Annotated in this window: 14 protein-coding genes; 5 read left to right on the plus strand and 9 right to left on the minus strand. The window is 64.3% G+C overall.

All coding sequences use genetic code 11. The features are described from left to right. Positions 1-20: 20 nt before the first annotated feature. The 4 genes from topA to plsY form a co-directional block, all read right to left on the minus strand. Positions 21-2,615 (minus strand): type I DNA topoisomerase, encoded by a 2,595-nt coding sequence (gene topA / locus ACODS2_RS15630; RefSeq protein WP_488999662.1) that lies wholly within the window; start codon positions 2,613-2,615, stop codon positions 21-23. Between the two features lie 119 nt (positions 2,616-2,734). Continuing rightward, positions 2,735-3,733: a hypothetical protein gene (locus ACODS2_RS15635; RefSeq protein WP_488999663.1), complete on the minus strand. Its 999-nt coding sequence runs from the start codon at positions 3,731-3,733 to the stop codon at positions 2,735-2,737. A gap of 118 nt (positions 3,734-3,851) precedes the next feature. Continuing rightward, positions 3,852-4,991, minus strand: coding sequence for a DNA-processing protein DprA (dprA, locus tag ACODS2_RS15640; RefSeq protein WP_488999664.1), 1,140 nt, complete (start codon positions 4,989-4,991; stop codon positions 3,852-3,854). Then, positions 4,988-5,638: a glycerol-3-phosphate 1-O-acyltransferase PlsY gene (plsY, locus tag ACODS2_RS15645; RefSeq protein WP_488999665.1), complete on the minus strand. Its 651-nt coding sequence runs from the start codon at positions 5,636-5,638 to the stop codon at positions 4,988-4,990. The genes dprA and plsY overlap by 4 nt, the downstream gene beginning before the upstream one ends. A gap of 83 nt (positions 5,639-5,721) precedes the next feature. Here plsY and murI point away from each other — a divergent pair, with 83 nt between their 5' ends. From murI to ACODS2_RS15665, 4 genes are all read left to right on the plus strand, one after another. Beyond that, positions 5,722-6,540, plus strand: coding sequence for a glutamate racemase (murI, locus tag ACODS2_RS15650; RefSeq protein ID WP_488999666.1), 819 nt, complete (start codon positions 5,722-5,724; stop codon positions 6,538-6,540). Further along, a complete protein-coding gene (locus ACODS2_RS15655) occupies positions 6,512-7,507 on the plus strand; it encodes an MBL fold metallo-hydrolase (RefSeq protein ID WP_488999667.1) in 996 nt (331 codons plus the stop codon). Before murI ends, ACODS2_RS15655 begins: the two co-directional genes overlap by 29 nt. 183 nt (positions 7,508-7,690) lie before the next feature. Beyond that, entirely contained in the window at positions 7,691-8,911 is a 1,221-nt protein-coding gene (gene hemA / locus ACODS2_RS15660) for a 5-aminolevulinate synthase (protein ID WP_488999668.1), read from the plus strand. Positions 8,912-9,130: 219 nt separating this feature from the next. Further along, positions 9,131-12,043 (plus strand): TonB-dependent receptor domain-containing protein, encoded by a 2,913-nt coding sequence (locus ACODS2_RS15665; RefSeq protein ID WP_488999669.1) that lies wholly within the window; start codon positions 9,131-9,133, stop codon positions 12,041-12,043. A gap of 131 nt (positions 12,044-12,174) precedes the next feature. On the opposite strand, the gene ACODS2_RS15670 is transcribed toward ACODS2_RS15665, so the two are convergent. The 5 genes from ACODS2_RS15670 to ACODS2_RS15690 all read right to left on the minus strand — a co-directional run bounded on the left by ACODS2_RS15670 (position 12,175) and on the right by ACODS2_RS15690 (position 17,624). Further along, the gene (locus ACODS2_RS15670; protein ID WP_488999670.1) at positions 12,175-13,398 is read right to left on the minus strand and encodes a type III PLP-dependent enzyme; all 1,224 of its coding nucleotides are present in this window, start codon (positions 13,396-13,398) and stop codon (positions 12,175-12,177) included. A gap of 173 nt (positions 13,399-13,571) precedes the next feature. Next, positions 13,572-14,804 (minus strand): serine hydrolase domain-containing protein, encoded by a 1,233-nt coding sequence (locus ACODS2_RS15675; RefSeq protein WP_488999671.1) that lies wholly within the window; start codon positions 14,802-14,804, stop codon positions 13,572-13,574. A 49-nt stretch (positions 14,805-14,853) separates the two neighbouring features. Further along, positions 14,854-16,050 carry a carboxynorspermidine decarboxylase gene (locus ACODS2_RS15680; RefSeq protein ID WP_488999672.1) on the minus strand — a complete coding sequence of 399 codons (1,197 nt, stop codon included), beginning with the start codon at positions 16,048-16,050 and terminating at the stop codon, positions 14,854-14,856. Between the two features lie 13 nt (positions 16,051-16,063). Then, the gene (locus ACODS2_RS15685; protein ID WP_298169990.1) at positions 16,064-16,414 is read right to left on the minus strand and encodes a DMT family protein; all 351 of its coding nucleotides are present in this window, start codon (positions 16,412-16,414) and stop codon (positions 16,064-16,066) included. 4 nt (positions 16,415-16,418) lie between these two features. Continuing rightward, positions 16,419-17,624 (minus strand): saccharopine dehydrogenase family protein, encoded by a 1,206-nt coding sequence (locus ACODS2_RS15690; RefSeq protein ID WP_488999673.1) that lies wholly within the window; start codon positions 17,622-17,624, stop codon positions 16,419-16,421. Positions 17,625-17,694: 70 nt separating this feature from the next. On the opposite strand from ACODS2_RS15690, the gene ACODS2_RS15695 reads away from it, so the two are divergent. Then, positions 17,695-18,708 carry a threonine ammonia-lyase gene (locus ACODS2_RS15695; protein ID WP_488999674.1) on the plus strand — a complete coding sequence of 338 codons (1,014 nt, stop codon included), beginning with the start codon at positions 17,695-17,697 and terminating at the stop codon, positions 18,706-18,708. Positions 18,709-18,735 lie beyond the last annotated feature (27 nt).

Genomic DNA, 18,735 nt, shown 5'->3' on the forward strand with positions numbered 1-18,735 from the left:
GGAGAGAGGGCTGGATGGCGTTACGTTGCGGATTTCTTCGCTGCGGCTTTCTTGGCAGGTGCCTTCTTGGCGGCAGGCTTCTTGGCCGGAGCCATGGCGGCGGCCTTCTTCGGCGCAGCTTTCTTCTTCTTGCCCTTGGCGGGCGCGGCAGCAGCGCGGGCGTCGATGAGGGCGATGGCCTGTTCGAGGGTCAGGTCCTCGGGCTTGACGTCCTTGGGCAAGGTGGCGTTGGTAGTGCCATCGGTGACATAGGCACCATAGCGACCGGCCAGCAGCTTCATCTCACCGCCGGAGGTCGGGTGCGGGCCGAAGGTGTTGATCGGTTCTACCGGCGTGCGGTTGCCCCGCGCCCCTGCCCCTGCGGCGGCTTCGGCAAGCTTGACCACGGCGGCGTTCATGCCGGTCTCGAACACTTCAGACGTCGACTTAAGTCGGCCATACTTTCCATCATGCGCGAGGTATGGGCCATAACGCCCTATACTTGCAGTGATTATCTTGCCCGTTTCCGGATGCACGCCAATCTCGCGCGGGAGCGATAGCAGCTTGAGCGCCCATTCAAGATCGAGCTCGGGGATATCCTTGGGGATCGAAGCGCGCTTGGCTTCCTTGCCATCGCCGAGCTGGATGTAGGGCCCGAAGCGGCCGGTGCGACGGGAGACTTCAAGGCCGCTGACCGGATCCTTGCCGAGCCCGGAATCTTCGCCTTCGCCGCCCTCACCCTCGCTGCCGCCCTGGGCAAACTTGCGGGTGAACTTGCACCCGGGATAGTTCGAGCAGGCAACGAAGGCGCCATAGCGCCCGCCGCGCAGCGAGAGGCGGCCGGCCTGGCACTTGGGGCACAGGCGCGGATCGCTGCCGTCTTCCCGCTTGGGGAAGAGATAGTCCTCAAGGAAAGTATCGAGCTCGGCGGTCACCTCGCTCGGCTTCTTCTCCATCACCTCGTCGGACTTGGGCTTGAAGTCGCGCCAGAAGGCTTCGAGCACGGCTTTCCACGCGGCGCGTCCACCTGAGACGTCGTCGAGCTCGTCTTCCATGCCGGCGGTGAACTGGTACGCAACGTAACGCTCGAAAAAGCGTTCGAGGAAGGCGGTCAGCAGGCGGCCGCTTTCCTCCGCGAAGAAGCGGTTCTTCTCGGTACGGACATAGTTGCGGTCCTTGAGGACCTGCAGCGTTGCAGCATAGGTCGAGGGACGGCCGATGCCGAGTTCCTCAAGCCGCTTGACGAGGCTGGCCTCCGAATAGCGCGGCGGCGGCTGGGTGAAGTGCTGGGCCGCCTCCACCCCGCGCTTGGCGGGCGTATCGCCGGGGTTCATGATCGGCAGCAGGCTGCTCTCATCCTCACCGTCGTCCGGGCCGTCGGCCTTCTGGTCGCGGCCTTCCTCGTAAACCGCGAGGAAGCCGGGGAACTTCACGACCTGGCCGGTAGCGCGCAGCTCGTGCTTGCCGGTGCCTTCGCGCAAGGTAACGCTGGTGCGTTCGATCAGCGCCGAGGCCATTTGGCTGGCCATCGCGCGCTTGTAGATGAGGTCGTAGAGCCGTGCCTCATCCCCGTTACCGTAACGGTCGTGGCTGAAATCGGTCGGGCGGATCGCCTCATGCGCTTCCTGCGCGTTCTTGGCCTTGGTTTCGTAGATGCGCGGCTTTTCGGGGAGGTAGTGCCCGGAATAGCGCGTGCTGATCGCCGCCCGCGCGGCTTGAATCGCGCTGGAATCCATCTGCACGCCGTCGGTCCGCATGTAGGTGATCGCGCCCGCCTCGTAGAGCGTCTGGGCGACGCGCATGGTGTGGCTTGCCGAGAAGCCGAGCTTGCGCGCGGCTTCCTGCTGGAGCGTGGAGGTGGTGAACGGCGGATAAGGATTGCGGCGAGTCGGCCGGGTATCAACTTCCTCGACACGGAAGGTCGCGGCCTCAACGAGGGCCTTGGCGCGCAGGGCAATCCCTTCGTTACCTAACGAGAGGCGCTCCAGCTTCTCGCCCTCGAAGCGCACGAGGCGCGCCTTGAACGGGGTGCCGCCCTGCTCGAGTGTGGCGACGACCGACCAGTATTCCTGGGTCTTGAAAGTCTCGATCTCGCGCTCGCGCTCAACGATCAGGCGCAGCGCGACCGACTGGACGCGGCCAGCTGACTTGGCGCCGGGGAGCTTGCGCCAAAGCACGGGCGAAAGCGTGAAGCCGAACAGGTAATCCAGCGCGCGGCGGGCAAGGTACGCGTCGATCAGGTCCTGATCGAGCTCACGCGGGTGCTTCATCGCCTCGGTGACGGTGGCCTTGGTGATCGCGTTGAACGTGACGCGTTCGACTTCCTTGGGCAGCGCCTTGCGCTTGGCCAGCAGCTCGCGCACGTGCCACGAGATCGCTTCGCCCTCGCGGTCAGGGTCGGTGGCGAGGATCAGGCGATCGGCGGCCTTGGCCGAATCGACGATGGCCTTCACCCGCGCCGCCTTGTCGCCATAGAGCTCCCAATCCATCGCGAAGTCCTCGTCCGGGCGCACCGAACCGTCCTTCGCGGGGAGATCGCGGACGTGGCCATAGGACGCGAGGACCTTGAAGCCGGGGCCGAGATACTTCTCGATGGTCTTGGCCTTGGCCGGGGATTCGACGATGACAAGCTGCATGGGGTGTGGCTGAACTTTCCTGCTTCACGTACGCGCGAGGGTGGAGACCCTAAGTGCCCCGCGTCAAGCGCCGCGTTCTGCGCAGCTTTTCAGGAAAGTCCAGTCCGGAACGCCCGCTGTCACTTCAAGGCGTTGATCTGGCCTATCAGCACATCATTGGCGAGGCCGGCTGCCTTGCCCGCGCCGTCCTCGTAATTGCCGGGCTTGGCCTTGAATTCGAACTTGCGGGTCTTGCCGAACATCATCCCGCCATGGCCCATCGCCGCCATGAGTCCGCCCGCAACGTTGGCGGCGGCCTGCGTGGTCTTGGCCGTGCCGCTGGAGGCATCGCGCTTGTCGATGAAATCGCCATCGACCGAGACCGGCTGATTGAGCGTGACTGTCGTCGTCTTGCCGTTGGCGCCGAACACGGTCATCCGGCTGTAGCCCGGCACCACCGAGAGATTGGCGTTGACCTCAAGCCCGCCGAAGCTGAACGCACCGGGGCGCTTCTGGTCCGAGAAATCGATCAAGTAGGTGACGTCGACCACCGGCACCCCTGCCGCCTTGGCGTATTGCGAAAGGGCATAGCCGGCCTGGCCGGCATCCATCGCAAGGCCCATGCTGGAAAGGCCGCTGCCCTGGAAATCGCCTGCAACCATGATCAGCGTGGGCAGCACGGCGGGCTTCACGTAGGTCGCCTTGCCCTTGCTATTCTTTTCGAGCGCGATTCCAACATCGAGTGGCGAAGTCTGGCCATGGGGCTTGGCCATTTCGGGCGCCGCGAACACGGTGCCGGGATCCTTGACCACAAGGCCCGCCGCAGCAAGCTTGGCGGTGAAATCGGCGTAGGCGGCATCGGCGATCTTCTGCATCATTTCAGGCGTAACGCCGACGAGCGAAGACTTGGCTTTGGTGGTGCCGCCGAACGCGCCCATCAGGCCGCCGGTCGCCTTGGTCTGATCGGTCGATTCGAAAATGAAACCCACGTTGAAAGCCGCGACGGCGACGCCCGTGGCGCCCTTCACGGCTTCCTTGCCGGAAATCTTTACCGGCGCATTGTCTCCCGCATAGGCGATACCGGGCAGCGTGAGCGAAGTGAACGCAAGCGCCAAGGCAATGGAATTGCGGCTTTTCATGATCCTGTCCCCCTGTCCTCGCCGTCCGGCAAGGTCCGAATCGGATCATAATAGGTAAAAATCTGTAGCGTCAATTGTTGCCGGACCATTGCCGTTCGGCGGCGCAGGTTTTGCCGCTTCAGGCGAGCGAGACGCGTCCGCCGGCATGGCGTATCAGGCGGCCGGCGAGTTCCAGTTCGATCAGCGCCATCTGCACGGCGCCTGCGCTGGCACCGCTCTGGCGGATGAGCTCATCCGTGGCGACAGGAGCTATGCCGAGGAGATGGGCGATCTCGGCAGGGCCGTCGTCGTCGTCCGGTTCAGGGGCGAAATGCGCGGAATGCTCGTTCATACTTGCCCAGACCGGCTCGCGCAGCTTGAGCTGCGACGGTCCGTCAAAGCGTTCGAGTAGCTCGGCGATATCGCCAGCGGACTGCACGAGGATTGCCCCGTCGCGGATCAGTTCGTTGCACCCGCGCGAGCGGCTGTCGAGCGGGGAGCCAGGGACGGCCATGACTTCGCGCCCAGCTTCGGCGGCGAGGCGGGCGGTGATCAGCGAGCCTGAGCGCGGCGCGGCTTCCACGACAACCGTGCCTGCGGAGAGCCCGGCGATGATGCGGTTGCGGAAGGGGAAATGACGGGCGAGCGGCTCGGTGCCCGGAGGCATTTCCGCAAGCAGCAGCCCGCGCCGCGCGACGTCTTCCTGCAGTTCGGCATGTTCGGGCGGGTAGGTCACATCGATCCCGCTGGCGATGACGCCAATCGTGCCGCCGCCTTGGCCCATGGCAGCGAGCGCGCCGCGATGGGCGGCGGCATCGATCCCGCGCGCAAGGCCGGAGACGACGGCATAGCCCCGCGCCGCCAGCGCAGCGCCATAGTCCCGCGCCAGGCGGCACGCCCCGGCAGAGGCGTTGCGCGCACCGACGAGGGCGACCGCGCCCTGCCCCAGCAGCGAGAGGTCGCCGCGCCAGGTCAGCACCGGCGGCGGCGTTTCCAGCGCGGAAAGAAGCCGCGGATAGGCGGGGGAATCGTGGAAGAGATAGCCTCCACCAGCGGCGTGCAGGCGGGCAATCTCGGCTTCGACCCGGTCGGCGGGGATCGGACGGTAGGGCGCCCCGCCCCGCGCGGCGAGATCGGGCAGCGCGGCGAGCGCAGCGGCGGCATCGCCGAAGCGGCGCAGGAGCTGGAAATAGCTGACGGGGCCAATGCCGGGCGAGCGCAGCAGGCGGATGCGCGCAAAGACGTCAGCGGCAGACAGCTCAGGCCCGGGGAGGTTCATCCCTTTTGCCCGATGCGCGGCTCGGTCCCGGCGCGCAGGCGGGCGATGTTGGCGCGGTGCCGCCACAGCACGATGGCCGCCATGCTCGAAAGGCCAACCATCGCATAAAACAAACCCAGACCAACCTTGAAATCGCTGACATCGGTGCCGGGGATGCGGAGAAGCAAAAAGGCGCTTACAGGCGCGGCAAATGCGGCGCTCATCCCTCCAACCGATGAGATCCGTGTCAGCAGCGTCATCACCAGCCATGTTGCGGCGGCGGCGGCCCCGATCCGCAAGTCTAGCGCAAAGCTGATGCCCAGCAGAGTGGCAACGCCCTTCCCGCCCTTGAATCCGAGCCATACCGGGAAGCAGTGACCGATCATTGCCCCAACACCAGCCAAGGTGGCGAATAAGGAACTATCCGCGAACCACCAGTCCGCCAGGACCACCGCCAGCGCCCCTTTGCCAGCGTCAAGCAGCAAGGTGGCGGCAGCCAGCCCCTTGCGGCCAGTGCGCAGCACGTTGGTGGCGCCGATGTTGCCCGAGCCAATGGCGCGGATGTCTCCCCCGCCCGCAAGGCGCGTGAGCAGCAGACCAAACGGCACCGAGCCGAGGAGATAGCCAGCGAGAAACACGGCTGCGATCAAGAGAAATGGAGAGTTCATGCGCCCGGTCTTAACCGCCACCGGGCACAAAGGGGAGAGGCATGCTTTCCTTTTTGCCGCCGTTCCCGATAGAAGGGTGCCCGATGACCGTTGCCCCCGCATCCGCAGATCCAGCCTCACCGATCCTGCTCTTCGATTCCGGTGTCGGCGGCCTCTCGGTGCTCGGCAAGGTGCGCAAGCTGCTGCCGCAGGCGCCGGTGATGTATGTCTCCGACAATGCCGGCCTGCCCTATGGCAACAAGACCGAGGCGCAGATCGCGGCGCGGGTTTCGGGGCTGCTGGGGCGGCTGACCGAGCGATATCGCCCGCGCCTCGTCTGCATTGCCTGCAACACCGCCTCGACCATTGCGCTCGCTTCGGTGCGAGAAGTGCTCGAAGTACCGATCGTCGGCACCGTGCCAGCCATCAAGCCCGCAGCCGCGATGACGCAAACCGGAGTGATCGGCCTGCTCGGCACCGAAGCGACGATCCGGCAGGGATATGTAGACCGGCTGGAGGCCGAGTTCGCCGCCGACAAGCGCTTGCTGCGCCACGGCGCGCCCGAACTTGTCGCGGCAGCGGAGGCCAAGCTGCGCGGTGAGCGGGTAGAACCTGCCGTGTTCGCCCGCGCCGCCGCTGCGCTGCGCGCCATGCCGGACGGCAAACGAATCGACACGGTGGTGCTGGCCTGCACGCACTTCCCGTTGCTCGAAGCAGAGCTGGCCGCGGCATTCGGACCCGGCGTACGCTTTATCGATGGCTCCGATGGGATCGCGCGGCGGATCGCGTTTCTGACCCAAGGTCAGGCCTGGGCACCGAGCAAAACCGGAGACCTAGCGCTGTTCACCAGGGATGACCCCGAGGATGAGCGGCTCATGCCCGCATTGGCACACTATGGCATCGCCCGGCGACTGGCGTTCTGACCGCATCAGGGATATCGGACTGACCATGTTTACCCGCATTGCCCTGCTGCTGATCCTGCTTGTCGCGGTGCCCTATTACTGGCTGCTGATGGACCCCGGCCCGACCTCGGTTGCGCCGCGCACGATCGACATCGCGCGATTGCGCAGCCTCGCCGAGAGCCAGCAGGGGCAGCGGCCGGTGGGAATCCAGTATGCCGCAGTGGCGACGGACAACGAGCCCGGCACGTTGCTGGTTGCAGGCGGCGGCCTGAGGACCGACGAAACGGCAGTCTTCATCTGGCGCCTGATTACGCCCGGCGGCGATACCGTCATCAATTCGGGTCTGACCGAAGACCAGTCACTTGCGACCGGCTACGATGGCTATCACCCCGAAATGCAGCAAACCGCAAACGGCTGGCTGCGCTCGGCACGGCGGATCATTTTCACGAGCGAGGATATCGATCACATCGGCGGACTGGTTTCGCTCGTGCTCGCGGACCGGAAGATCGCCGGAAAGCTGATCGGCAATCCCCGGCAGATCGATGCGCTGCGAGCGCTGGCGCCGGTGCTCATGGATTCGCTCAGTCCCCCGCCCGCAGCTCTGGCCGATCCGGCCGGTTATGCCGCAATCGCCCCAGGCATCGCGGTCATGCGCACGCCCGGCTATCTTGACGGGACGCAGATGATCTACGTCCGCCTCCAGAATGGCCGGGAGTTTCTGTTTGCCGGAGATTCCGCGCCGATGCGCCGGAATGTCACCTGGCAGCGCCCCCGTTCGCGGTATGTGGCGGAATGGCTCGGCAGTGAGGACCGCGCCGCCACCCTCGGCTGGATCAAGGGACTCGCCTCGCTCAAGCAGCGCGAGCCCGGCCTGACGGTGGTCTACGGGCATGACTTCGGCTGGCTGAAGGACAACGCGCAGCAGTTGCAATTTGCCGCAGCGCCTGCCGGCCCGCTACCCGCACCGGCGCGAAAGGCCGCGCGGTAAGCCGCTTTCCCACGCGGGAATATGACCCAAATGCCGCTGGTATTGGCGTTGCAAGCGGCGTAAAGCGCCGCTCGCCGCTTCGGCCCGACATGGTCTGGCGGTCGTTCTGGCGCACCATGGAGACAGGTTTCAGGGCGCGCATGGCGCAGATGTGCGTGACAACTGGTTCATAGGGAGCCGTGGGTGAATTACGATCAGGTTTTCGATTCCGCGATCGAGCGTCTGCATACGGAAGGTCGTTACCGCGTCTTTATCGACATTCTGCGCAACAAGGGTGCCTACCCGAATGCCCGCTGCTTTGCCGGGCACAATGGCCCCAAGCCGATCACCGTGTGGTGCTCGAACGATTACCTTGCGATGGGCCAGCACCCCAAGGTCATCGGCGCAATGGAGGAAGCGCTGCACGATGTGGGCGCAGGCTCCGGCGGTACGCGCAACATCGGCGGCAACACCCATTATCACGTCGATCTTGAGGCCGAACTCGCCGATCTGCACGGCAAGCAGGGCGCGCTGCTGTTCACCAGCGGCTATGTCTCGAACGACGCCACGCTTTCGACGCTTGCCAAGATACTGCCCGGCTGCGTGATCTTTTCCGATGAGCTCAACCACGCCAGCATGATCGCCGGCATCCGCAATTCGGGCGCAGAGAAGCGCGTGTTCCGCCACAACGACGTGGCGCATCTGGAAGAACTGCTGGCCGAGTGCGATCCAGCGATTCCCAAGCTGATCGCGTTTGAAAGCGTCTATTCGATGGACGGCGACGTCGCCCCGATCCACGCGATCTGCGACCTGGCCGAGAAGTACAACGCCCTCACCTACATCGACGAAGTCCACGCGGTCGGAATGTACGGTGCGCGCGGCGGCGGCATTTCCGAGCGCGACGAGGCCGCGCACCGCATCGACATCATCGAGGGCACGCTGGGCAAGGCCTTCGGCGTGATGGGTGGCTATATCGCGGCGGATTCGCGGATCATCGACGTGATCAGGAGCTATGCTCCGGGCTTCATCTTCACCACCTCGCTTTCGCCCGTGCTGGCGGCGGGCGTGCTGGCGGCGGTGCGCCACCTCAAGGCCTCAAGCGTCGAGCGCGAAGGCCAGCAGGCCGCCGCCGCGTTCCTCAAGCAGGCCTTTGCCGATGCGGGCCTGCCGGTCATGCCTTCGACCACGCATATCGTGCCGCTGATGGTCGGCGATCCCGTGCGCGCCAAGAAGGTGAGTGATATCCTGCTCGCTGAATACGGCGTCTACGTGCAGCCGATCAACTATCCCACCGTGCCGCGCGGGACCGAGCGCCTGCGCTTCACGCCGGGGCCGGCGCACACCGAAGCGATGATGATCGAACTGACCGATGCGCTGGTCGAAATCTGGCAGCGCCTTGAACTGGAGAAGCGCAAGGCCGCCTGAACCCGCCTTGCCTGCGCCGCCAGGCCGATAGGTAAATGCACCTAAGGCCGGGTGGCTGGAGAAATTTCCCACTGCGACAAACTGTTGCTGCGTTCGTGCAGTACCCTTGCCATGTGGCAGGGATGCATCACTTACGTAAGTTAAAGCAGTTGATAAGATTCAATGACTTGAACGACCGTCACGTTCCAGCCATTTTGGATCTTCTGCATGGGGGAAGTCATGTTCCGCAATCGTTCGTCACGCACCGCGCTCAATCTTGCCGTTTCCACGCTAGCTCTCGTCGGCGTCCTACCCACCCTTGCCTATGCACAGGCAGAGCCGCAGCCCGATGCTGCTGCGGCCGCCGATGCCCCGCCACCTGAGAGCATCGTGGTGACCGGCACGCGCCTGCGCCGCCCGGATTACCAGACCGCGAGCCCGACGGTTTCGTTCGGGAAAGACCTGCTCGAAAAGCAAGGTGTCACCAATGTCACGACCTTCCTGACCACTGCGCTGCCCGCGCTTGTCGGTTCATCAACTTCGCGTGACAACTCAGGTGACCGGGCCGGCATCGGCTACACCGGCCTGAATCTGCTCAATCTGCGCAATTTGGGTGTCGATCGCACGCTGGTGCTGATCAATGGCCGCCGCCAGGTTGCCGGTGTCGAAGGCTCGCAGGCAGTCGACATCAACACGATCCCCGTCAGCCTGATCGAGCGCGTGGACGTGCTGACCGGCGGCGCCTCGGCCATTTATGGTGCGGACGGCGTGACCGGGGTGGTCAACTTCGTTCTCAAGCAGAACTTCGAGGGCGTGAGCGCGCAAGCACAGGCCGGGATCAGCAGGTACGGCGATTCTGGCGACCGGTTCGCAGCCATCACCGCCGGGCACAATTTCGACGGCGGGCGAGGCAACGTGACGCTGGCGTATGAATTCGGCGACAGCGACCGGCTGCAGACGCGGGATCGCCCGCAGTACACGGGATCGCGTTCGATCGGCTTCTACCGCAACCCGGACTACACGCCCAATACCCCGGGCGTTTACAGCCGCATCCCGCTGAACGACGTGCGCTACGAATGGTCGTCGCGCATGGGCGCGGTCGATGTCAACTTCGACGGCGTGCCGGACTACCGCGGCGACGGCAAGCCCTACAACCTCGGCCAATCGATCCCCGGCGGCTATTCGCGCGGGAGCGACGACACGCTCGTCTCTGACTATGGCAACGATCTGTTGCCCGCGATTACGCGCCATGTGGTCAATCTCAATGCGCGCTACGAAGTGTCGAGCGCCTTCAAGCTCTTTGCCGAAGCCAAGTACGCAGCGACCAAGTCGTATTCGCTCGGTCAGCCGACGTTCGACTATTACATCTATGTGCCGGAAGATAACCCCTACATCCCGGCGAGCATTCGTTCAGCGATCGATCCCGAGCTCGGCGGCGTGCTGGTCACGCGGGATAACTTCGACCTTGGCCAGCGCGGCGAAAACATCAAGCGCGATACCTTCCGCTCGGTAATCGGGGCCGAGGGCGATCTCTCATCCTCGCTGCACTATGAAGTGTCCTATGTGTTCGGTCGCACGACCGTGACCAACCGCTTCGTCAACGACCGCTACACCGACCGCTTCAACGCCGCGCTCGATGCGGTACGCGATCCGGCGACCGGTCAGGTGACCTGCCGGATCAACCTCGATCCCACCGCCGGAAGCGCGGTGACGTTCCAACCGGGTGAATGCCGGCCCATCAATCTTTTTGGTGAGGGCGTAAGCGACCCGGCCGGTGTCGATTTTGTCCGTGCCAACACCACCGAGCGTTCGCGCATCACCCAGCACGTTGTGAACGCTTCGTTGTCTGGAGACACGCGCGGCTTCTTCTCGCTTCCCGGCGGTCCGGTGGGCTTCGTGGTTGGCGGTGAATACCGCAAGGAAAGCTCGCGGTTCGTTCCCGACGAGTTGGAGCAACAGGGCCTGACATTCTCCAACAAGCTGGGGATCAGTCAAGGCAAGTTCGATGTGAAGGAAGTGTTCGGCGAACTCGACCTTCCGCTTCTCAAGGACAAGCCGTTGGCCTATGTCCTCGATATCAGCGGCGCGGTGCGTTATGCGGACTACTCGTCGACCGGTGGCGCCACGACCTGGAAGGTCGACGCAGCTTGGGCGCCGGTGCGTGATATCCGCTTCCGTGGCACGATCTCGCAGGCCGTCCGTGCGCCCAATATTGGCGAACTTTATGGCGCGGCCGGGCAGACCTTCACCTTCTTCGACGATCCGTGCCTGCCCTCGAACCAAGGGCTGGGCAAATCGACCCGTCCAGCCAACTGTCAGGCGGTCCTGACCGCTGCAGGCCTTACCCCAGCGCAGATCGCCGGGTTCGAGGACACCCGCACGGTGAACGTCCCGGGCATCAGCAGCGGCAATGCCAATCTGCAACCCGAGAAGGCGCGGACCTGGACGGCCGGTGTGGTGCTGCAGCCGAGCTTCATCCGCGGCCTCGCCATCGCGATCGACTGGTATGACATCAAGCTCAAGCAGGCGATCAACACGGTCGACGCCCAGAAGCTGGCGGAGCTCTGCGTTGATCAGGCAACGATCGACAACCCTTTCTGCGCTGCGATCAAGCGGCAGCCGGGGACCGGTCTGATCGTCGATTACACGGTTTCCCCGCAGAACGTTGCCGCGTTCCGGACCTCGGGCCTGGAACTCAACATCAACTACAACTTCTCGATCGAGAAGTTGGGCGAGTTCCAGCTCAAGCTCGTCGGCAACTATTTGAACAAGCTTACCTTCGTGGATTCGCCGGGAGCCGAGCCGCGCAGCACGCTGGGCGAGACCTATCAGCCGCAGTACCAGGCCTTTGTCAGCGCGAGCTACCAGCGCGGGGCGTTCGGCTTCAACTACAGCCTTTCGTGGTGGGACAAGACCCTGCGCTACTCGGCCGACCGCCTGGCGGGCAATCCGACCTACGTAGATCCCAAGTACGCCTGGTACAAGCAGCGCTGGGTACACAACATCTCGGCCAACTTCACCGTCAACAAGAAGATGGAGTTCTACGGCGGCGTGAACAACCTGTTCAACCAGCAGCCCGATCTCGGTTCGACCACCTATCCGACCGAAACGAGCGGGACGTCGTTCTACGCGGGCTTCCGCGCCAAGTTCTGATACTCTGACCTTACGGGGGAGCGGACCACAAGTCCGCTCCCCGCACGGCACAACCCCAAACGAGAAAGGCCCCGCGAGTGATCGCGGGGCCTTTCCTTTGCGACCCGGACTTCAACCGGTGTTCTTGCTTGTCAGCGCAGCGAGACGACGTTGTCCGATACGCGCGGATCGCGGCGATCACCGCGGTACTGGCTGGCCATCGGCTCGTCCGAGACTTCGAAGACCTCGGTCGCGCCGAAGCCGTTGAACGCGGTCTTCATGGCTGCGCCGTAGGCTCCGAGCATGCCGATCTCGATGAAATCGCCAGCCTTGATGTCCGTCGGAAGCGCGAAGGGCCCTTCCATGTGGTCCATGTCGTCGCAGGTCGGACCCCAGAAGCTGAAGTCAGCCTGTTCGGTCTCTTCGTCCTCGTTCGCCGCGCTCTCACGCAGCAGCCGGACGGGGAAGCGCCAGCCCACGTGTGCGGCATCGAACAGCGCGCCATAGGCGCCGTCGTTGATGAACAGTTCGGTGCCCCGGCGCCGTTCGACGCGCACGATCATCGAGTTGTACTCCGCACAAAGCGCGCGGCCCGGCTCGCACCACAGCTCGGCCGAGTAGGACACCGGCAGCGATTCATAGGTGCGGTCGATCACGCCGAAGTAATCTTCCAGCGGGGGCGGTTCCATGCCCGGGTAGATCGACGGGAAGCCGCCGCCGACATCGATGATGTCGACCGTGACCGATGCATCGACGATCGCCGCGCGGACGCGCTCGAGCGCCTGGACATAGGCGTGGGGGCTCATCGACTGGCTGCCGACATGGAAGCACACACCGAGCGAATCGGCGACCTGACGCGTGGCCTGCAAAAGTTCGCCAGCGCCAGTGAGATCGCAGCCGAACTTCGAGGCGAGGCTGAGCTCGGAGCCTTCAGACGAGACACGCAGGCGCACGCACAGCGTCAGATCCTCAGGCAGCACGCCGCCATTGGCCGTCGTGGTCGCTTCGCGGATCTTTTCCAGTTCCTCGATCGAATCGAGGCTGAACACGCGCACACCGTGGTCACGGTAAGCCTCGACGATCGCGCTCGGCGTCTTGACCGGATGCATGAAACACAGCGTGGCATCGGGCAGCGCCGCGCGCGCCATGCGCACCTCGGCAACCGAAGCCACGTCGTAATGCGTGATCCCGGCATCCCACAGCACGCGGAGCAATTCCGGTGAGGGATTGGCCTTGACCGCATAGAGCGAGCGCCCCGGAAACTTCTCGACGAAGAAACGGGCAGCGCGCGCCGCAGCGTGCGGACGGTTCAGAATGGCAGGTTGGTCGGGCGCGGCTGCGCCGACTACAGCCAATGCATCAGGATGGATGTGCAACTCAAGGGACCCCCAAACGGAAAAATGCGACAAAGCTGCCTTGCGGTTTGGAAGTCCCCATGGGGCAGCGAGGGGGTAAATAGCCCCCCCGCCCTGAACATCAAGTGAAAAAATGGGCACCTCACGTTGATGTCACAAAGGTGAAACAGTTTCGGGGCGAGGCGCGGAAAACCTTAAGCCATCAAGGCTTGCGCGAGCGCACGCCATGCCGGCAGCGAGTGCGGGTCGTTCGCACCGTTTGCTGCCGTGGGGTGCGAGGCGAATCGCGCGACCACCATTTCTGCCACAGGGTCGATCCACAGGGTCTGCCCGTGAATCCCGCGCGCGCTGAAACAGCCGTGGTTATCGTGTGCATGCCACCACTGGCTGCCATAGCTCCACCCGCCCAGCAGCGGATAGGCTGCCTTGTGGAAGCGCTCCGGATCGCCGCCCTTCCGGATGCGTTCGACATCCGCCGCCGGGATCACGCCGAGCCCGCCGAGGCGCAGCGCCTCACCAAAGCGGGCGAGATCCTCGAGCCGCAGATTGAGGCCCCCGCCGGCGAAAGGCGCGCCGGCTTCATCAACAATGAGGTCTGCATCGCCGAGCATGCCGAGCGGCTGCCACAGGCGCTCTGATAGGACCTGCGTGAAGGGTTTGCCGGTGACTCGGGTGATGATCCAGGCCAGCACATCGGTGTTGGGCGTGCGGTAGACGAAACCTGCCCCGTGGGTGCCCTGCCCGGGGACGGTGGTGAGATAGTCCCACAAGTTGTGCGGCCCGCTGTAGCTCGCCGGTCGCGGGGTGAGGCCGAGCGCGGCGCTGTAGGCCCCGATCCCGGAGTTGGGATTGCCGTACTCCTCGGAGAAATCGAGCGCCGTCGTCATGTCGAGGACCTGGCCGATGGTGGCGCTGCCGAAGCCGCTGGGGGCGAGTTCGGGGATCACGCTGTCCACCCGCGCGGCAAGGTCGATCCGCCCTTCGCCGACCAGCATCTGGACCAGCGTGCCGACAAAGCTCTTGGTGACCGAGAAGGCGATATGGCGCGTTTCCGGGCCGGTGACGCCGAACCAGCGTTCGAACACGACTTCACCCCTGTGAAGCACGAGAATGCCATCGGTGAAAGCTGAGAGCAGCGAATCTTCGAAGCTGATTTCTGCGTCCAGACCAAGCGGGGTGAAGCGCACAGTGCCCAGCTCTTTGCGCAGCCCGCGCGGGAACGGCGTACCTTCCCCGCTCGCTGCGACGCGCGCGGTGGGGCAGAAGCTGCGCATGTTGGAATAGGACCAGCGGATCATCGGGAAGCGCATGTGATCGGCGCGCGCGCCAAGGATGCGCTTTTCAGGCGGCGGCGGGGCGCCGACCATCCAGCCCATGATAACAGGGTCGCTGGTCACGCCGTCCAGCTGCACATCCGCCATTTTCATCTCTCCGCCTTGTTTTTTCGTGGCGGAGACGATGCCTCAGGAAACGGGTTCAGGAAAGACGGGCGCGGAAGTCCTCCCACGAAAAACGCTTCACGCATTCGAGCGCGTCGGTCTCGCTGTCCCACAGCCAGATCGAGGGGAGCGGCACGCCGTTGAAGGTCGTGGTCTTGACCATCGAATAGTGCGCCTGATCAAGGAAGGCGAAGCGCGTGCCGGGCTCGGCTAGGCCCGGCTTGCGGTAATCGCCGATGACGTCACCCGCGAGGCACGAGGGGCCGCCGAGGCGGACGGGGGCGTCACCTTCCCCATCCTCGTATTCATCAATAGGCAGCTCACCGAGCATGGCCGGGCGATAGGGCGCCTCAATGACATCGGGCATGTGGCAGGTGGCGGAAATGTCCGTCACGCCAAGTTGCATGCCGTTGACGTGGGTATCAAGCACGGTGCCGACGAGAATGCCCGCATCGAGCGCGACGGCCTCGCCGGGCTCAAGGTAGATCTCGCAGCCGGTTTCGGCCCTAACTGCTTGCAGGAACGCGACAAGTTCGTCGCGCTGATAGTCGGCGCGGGTGATGTGATGGCCGCCGCCGAAGTTCAGCCATTTGAGCTGGCCGAAGTATGGCGCGAGATAGGGCTTCAGCGCGGCCCAGGTGCGTACGAGCGGCTCGAAATCCTGCTCGCACAGGGTGTGGAAATGGATGCCGCTGACGCCTTCGAGGTGCTCCGGGCACAACTGGTCGACCGGGAACCCGAGGCGCGAATGCGGCGCGCAAGGATCATAACGCGGCACTTCACCTTCCGCGTGCAAGGGATTGATACGCAAGCCGATATCGAATGGCTCACCCGCAGCACGTGCGGCCGCGATTTCAGCGGCAAAGCGGGCATGCTGGCCGGGCGAATTGAAGATCACATGATCCGAATGCTGAAGGATTTCGGGCAAGTCCTCCGCCTTGTAGGCTGCGCAGTAGGTGGCAATCTCACCGGCATAGTAGTCTGCAGCAAGCCGCGATTCCCACAGGCCAGAGGTGCACACGCCGTCAAGGTATTCCCCGATCAGCGGCGCGACCCGCCACATCGAGAAAGCCTTGAGCGCGGCAAGGACCTTAATGCCAGCCCGATCACGCACATCAGCGAGAATGCTCAGATTCTGCCTGAGGCGCGCGGCATCGACCACGAAGGCCGGGCTATCGACGCGCGTCAGGTCGAAATGGGCAAAGGCGCCCGGATCACCGGCTCTGGTTTCCATCGGTCCTGTCCCTTCATCCAAACGGCGAGCGGAACACGAGCGCCGCGCCGGCCACGATCAACACGAAACCTGCCAGCTGCGACAGATTTGGCCGCGTGCCGAACAGGAAATAGGCAACACCCACGAAGGTCACGAGGGTGATCGCTTCCTGCATCGTCTTCAACTGCGCCAGCGAGTACCGGCTCGCCCCGATCCGGTTGGCCGGCACGGCGAGCATGTACTCAAACAGCGCCAGCGCCCAACTGGAGAGGACCGCGATCCACAGCGCCCGGTGCGGCGCCTTGAGATGCGCGTACCAGGCAATGTTCATCACGATGTTGGAGCCGACCAGCATCAACGGCGGAAGCCAGAGCGAAGTCGGCATGCCCTCAGAACTCCAGCGGCCCCTCAAGCTCCTTCACCTGCCATGGCAGGCCGTGCTTGTTCAGCATGTCCATATAGGGATCGGGATCGAACTGTTCGATGTTGAACACACCTGCCCCGCCCCACACGCCTTGCACCAACATGGCCGCACCGATCATGGCGGGGACGCCCGTGGTGTAGCTGATCGCCTGGTTGCCGGTTTCGGCATAGGCCTCTTCGTGATCGCAGATGTTGTAGATGTAGAAGGTCTTTTCCACCCCGTCCTTCAGGCCCGTCGCGATATCACCGATATTGGTCTTGCCCTTGGTGAGCGCGCCGAGGCTGGCGGGTTCGGGCAGGACGGCCTTGAGGAACTGGAGCGGCACGATCTCCTTGCCCTCGTACAGGACGGGGTCGATCCGCGTCATGCCAACGTTCTGCAGCACGGTGAGGTGTGTGATATAGGCATCGCCGAAGGTCATCCAGAAGCGGATGCGCTCGATTTCGGGCAGGTGATGCGCGAGGCTTTCGAGCTCCTCGTGGTACATCAGGTACATATTCTTCGGGCCGACCGCTTCGAAATCGAAGGTCTGGCGGATGGTGAGCGCCGGCGTTTCCACCCACGCGCCCTTTTCCCAGCGGCGCGCCGGGGCAGTGATTTCGCGGATGTTGATTTCCGGGTTGAAGTTGGTCGCAAACGGCTGGCCGTGATCGCCGCCGTTGCAATCGAGGATATCAAGCGTGCGGATCGAATCGAGCTTGTGCTTCTTGAGCCAGGTCGCGAAGACCGAGGTCACGCCCGGATCGAAGCCCGAGCCGAGCAGCGCGGTGAGGCCGGCAGCCTTGAAGCGCTCCTGATAGGCCCACTGCCACTTGTATTCGAACTTGGCCTCGTCGATCGGCTCGTAGTTCGCGGTGTCCATGTAGTTGACCCCGGCGGCGAGGCAGGCCTCCATGATGTTGAGGTCCTGATAGGGCAGCGCGAGGTTGACGACGAGCGCGGGCTTGAGTTCGTTCAGCAGCGCGGTGGTGGCGGCGACGTCGTCGGCGTCGAGCTGGTAGGTCGCGACATCGCGGCCGGTGCGCTCTTTCACCGAAGCGGCGATGGCGTCGCACTTCGCAAGAGTGCGGCTGGCGAGCGCAACTTCGCTGAAGATATCAGGGTTCATCGCCATCTTGTGAACGGCAACCGAGCCGACGCCGCCTGCGCCGATGACAAGGACCTTGGCCATAGGGAAACTCCAATCCGGATCGGCACAGCGTCTGCTGGCGCTTCGAAAGCGGTGCCTTTAGGGTATGGGCATGACAAACCCAAGTCCCGAAATGAACCCTGCCCCCTTGGTCCGCGAACCGACGCGCGCCCCAACTCGAGAAGGCGTGCTGCGCGCGGCTGTCAAAGTGAGCGCGCTGGTCCCGCATACGCCCCTGCTGGCGCTGGAGTTGCCGAATGGCGGTCCAACCATCTGGTGCAAGGCCGAATGCCTTCAGCCGATGGGGGCTTTCAAGATCCGCGGCGCGTGGCACCGGATGACCGACCTGACCGAGGAAGAGCGCACGCGCGGCGTGGTCGCGGTTTCGAGCGGCAACCATGCGCAGGGCGTAGCCTGGTCGGCGCGGCGGCTGGGGATTGCCGCGACGATCGTGATGCCCGCCGATGCACCTGCGGTGAAGCTGAACGAGACGCGGCGGTTGGGGGCTGAGGTCGTGCAATACGAACGGCTGACCCAATCGCGCGATGCCATTGCCGCCGCGATTTGCGCCGAGCGGGGCTCGGTGCTGGTCCACGCTTATGGCGATCCCTGGGTGATCGAGGGTCAGGGATCGACCGGGATCGAGCTTGCAGGCCAGATGGAATGCTTTGCCGGCGGCGCGCCTACAAGAATTGTCGCTCCGTGTGGCGGCGGCGGGCTCGCATCGGGGCTGGCGCTGGCGTGCCCCGATGCCGAGGTCGTGCCGGTAGAACCCGAAGGCTGGGATGACGTCACCCGCAGTCTGGCGGGAGGCGCCATTGTAGGTGTCGGCAGCGCGCCGCCGCCGACGGCCTGCGATGCCCTCCAAACCATGGAGACGTTCCCAATCAACTTTGCCGTCATGACCGCGCACGGGATGCGCGGCGTGGCGGTGAGCGAGGCTGAAGTGCGCGCGGCGCAGCGCTATGCCTTCAGCAAGCTCCGTCTCGTGGTGGAGCCGGGCGGCGCGGCGGCGCTGGCGGCGGTGCTGGCAGGCAAAGTCCCGGCGGACGGGCGGACGGCGGTGATCCTTTCCGGCGGGAACGTTGATCCGGCTGCGTTTGCCAAAATGATCGCGGAGGGATGATCGGTTGCAATTGACAATCGAATCGGG

This window comes from Novosphingobium sp. FG137 (assembly GCF_057809735.1).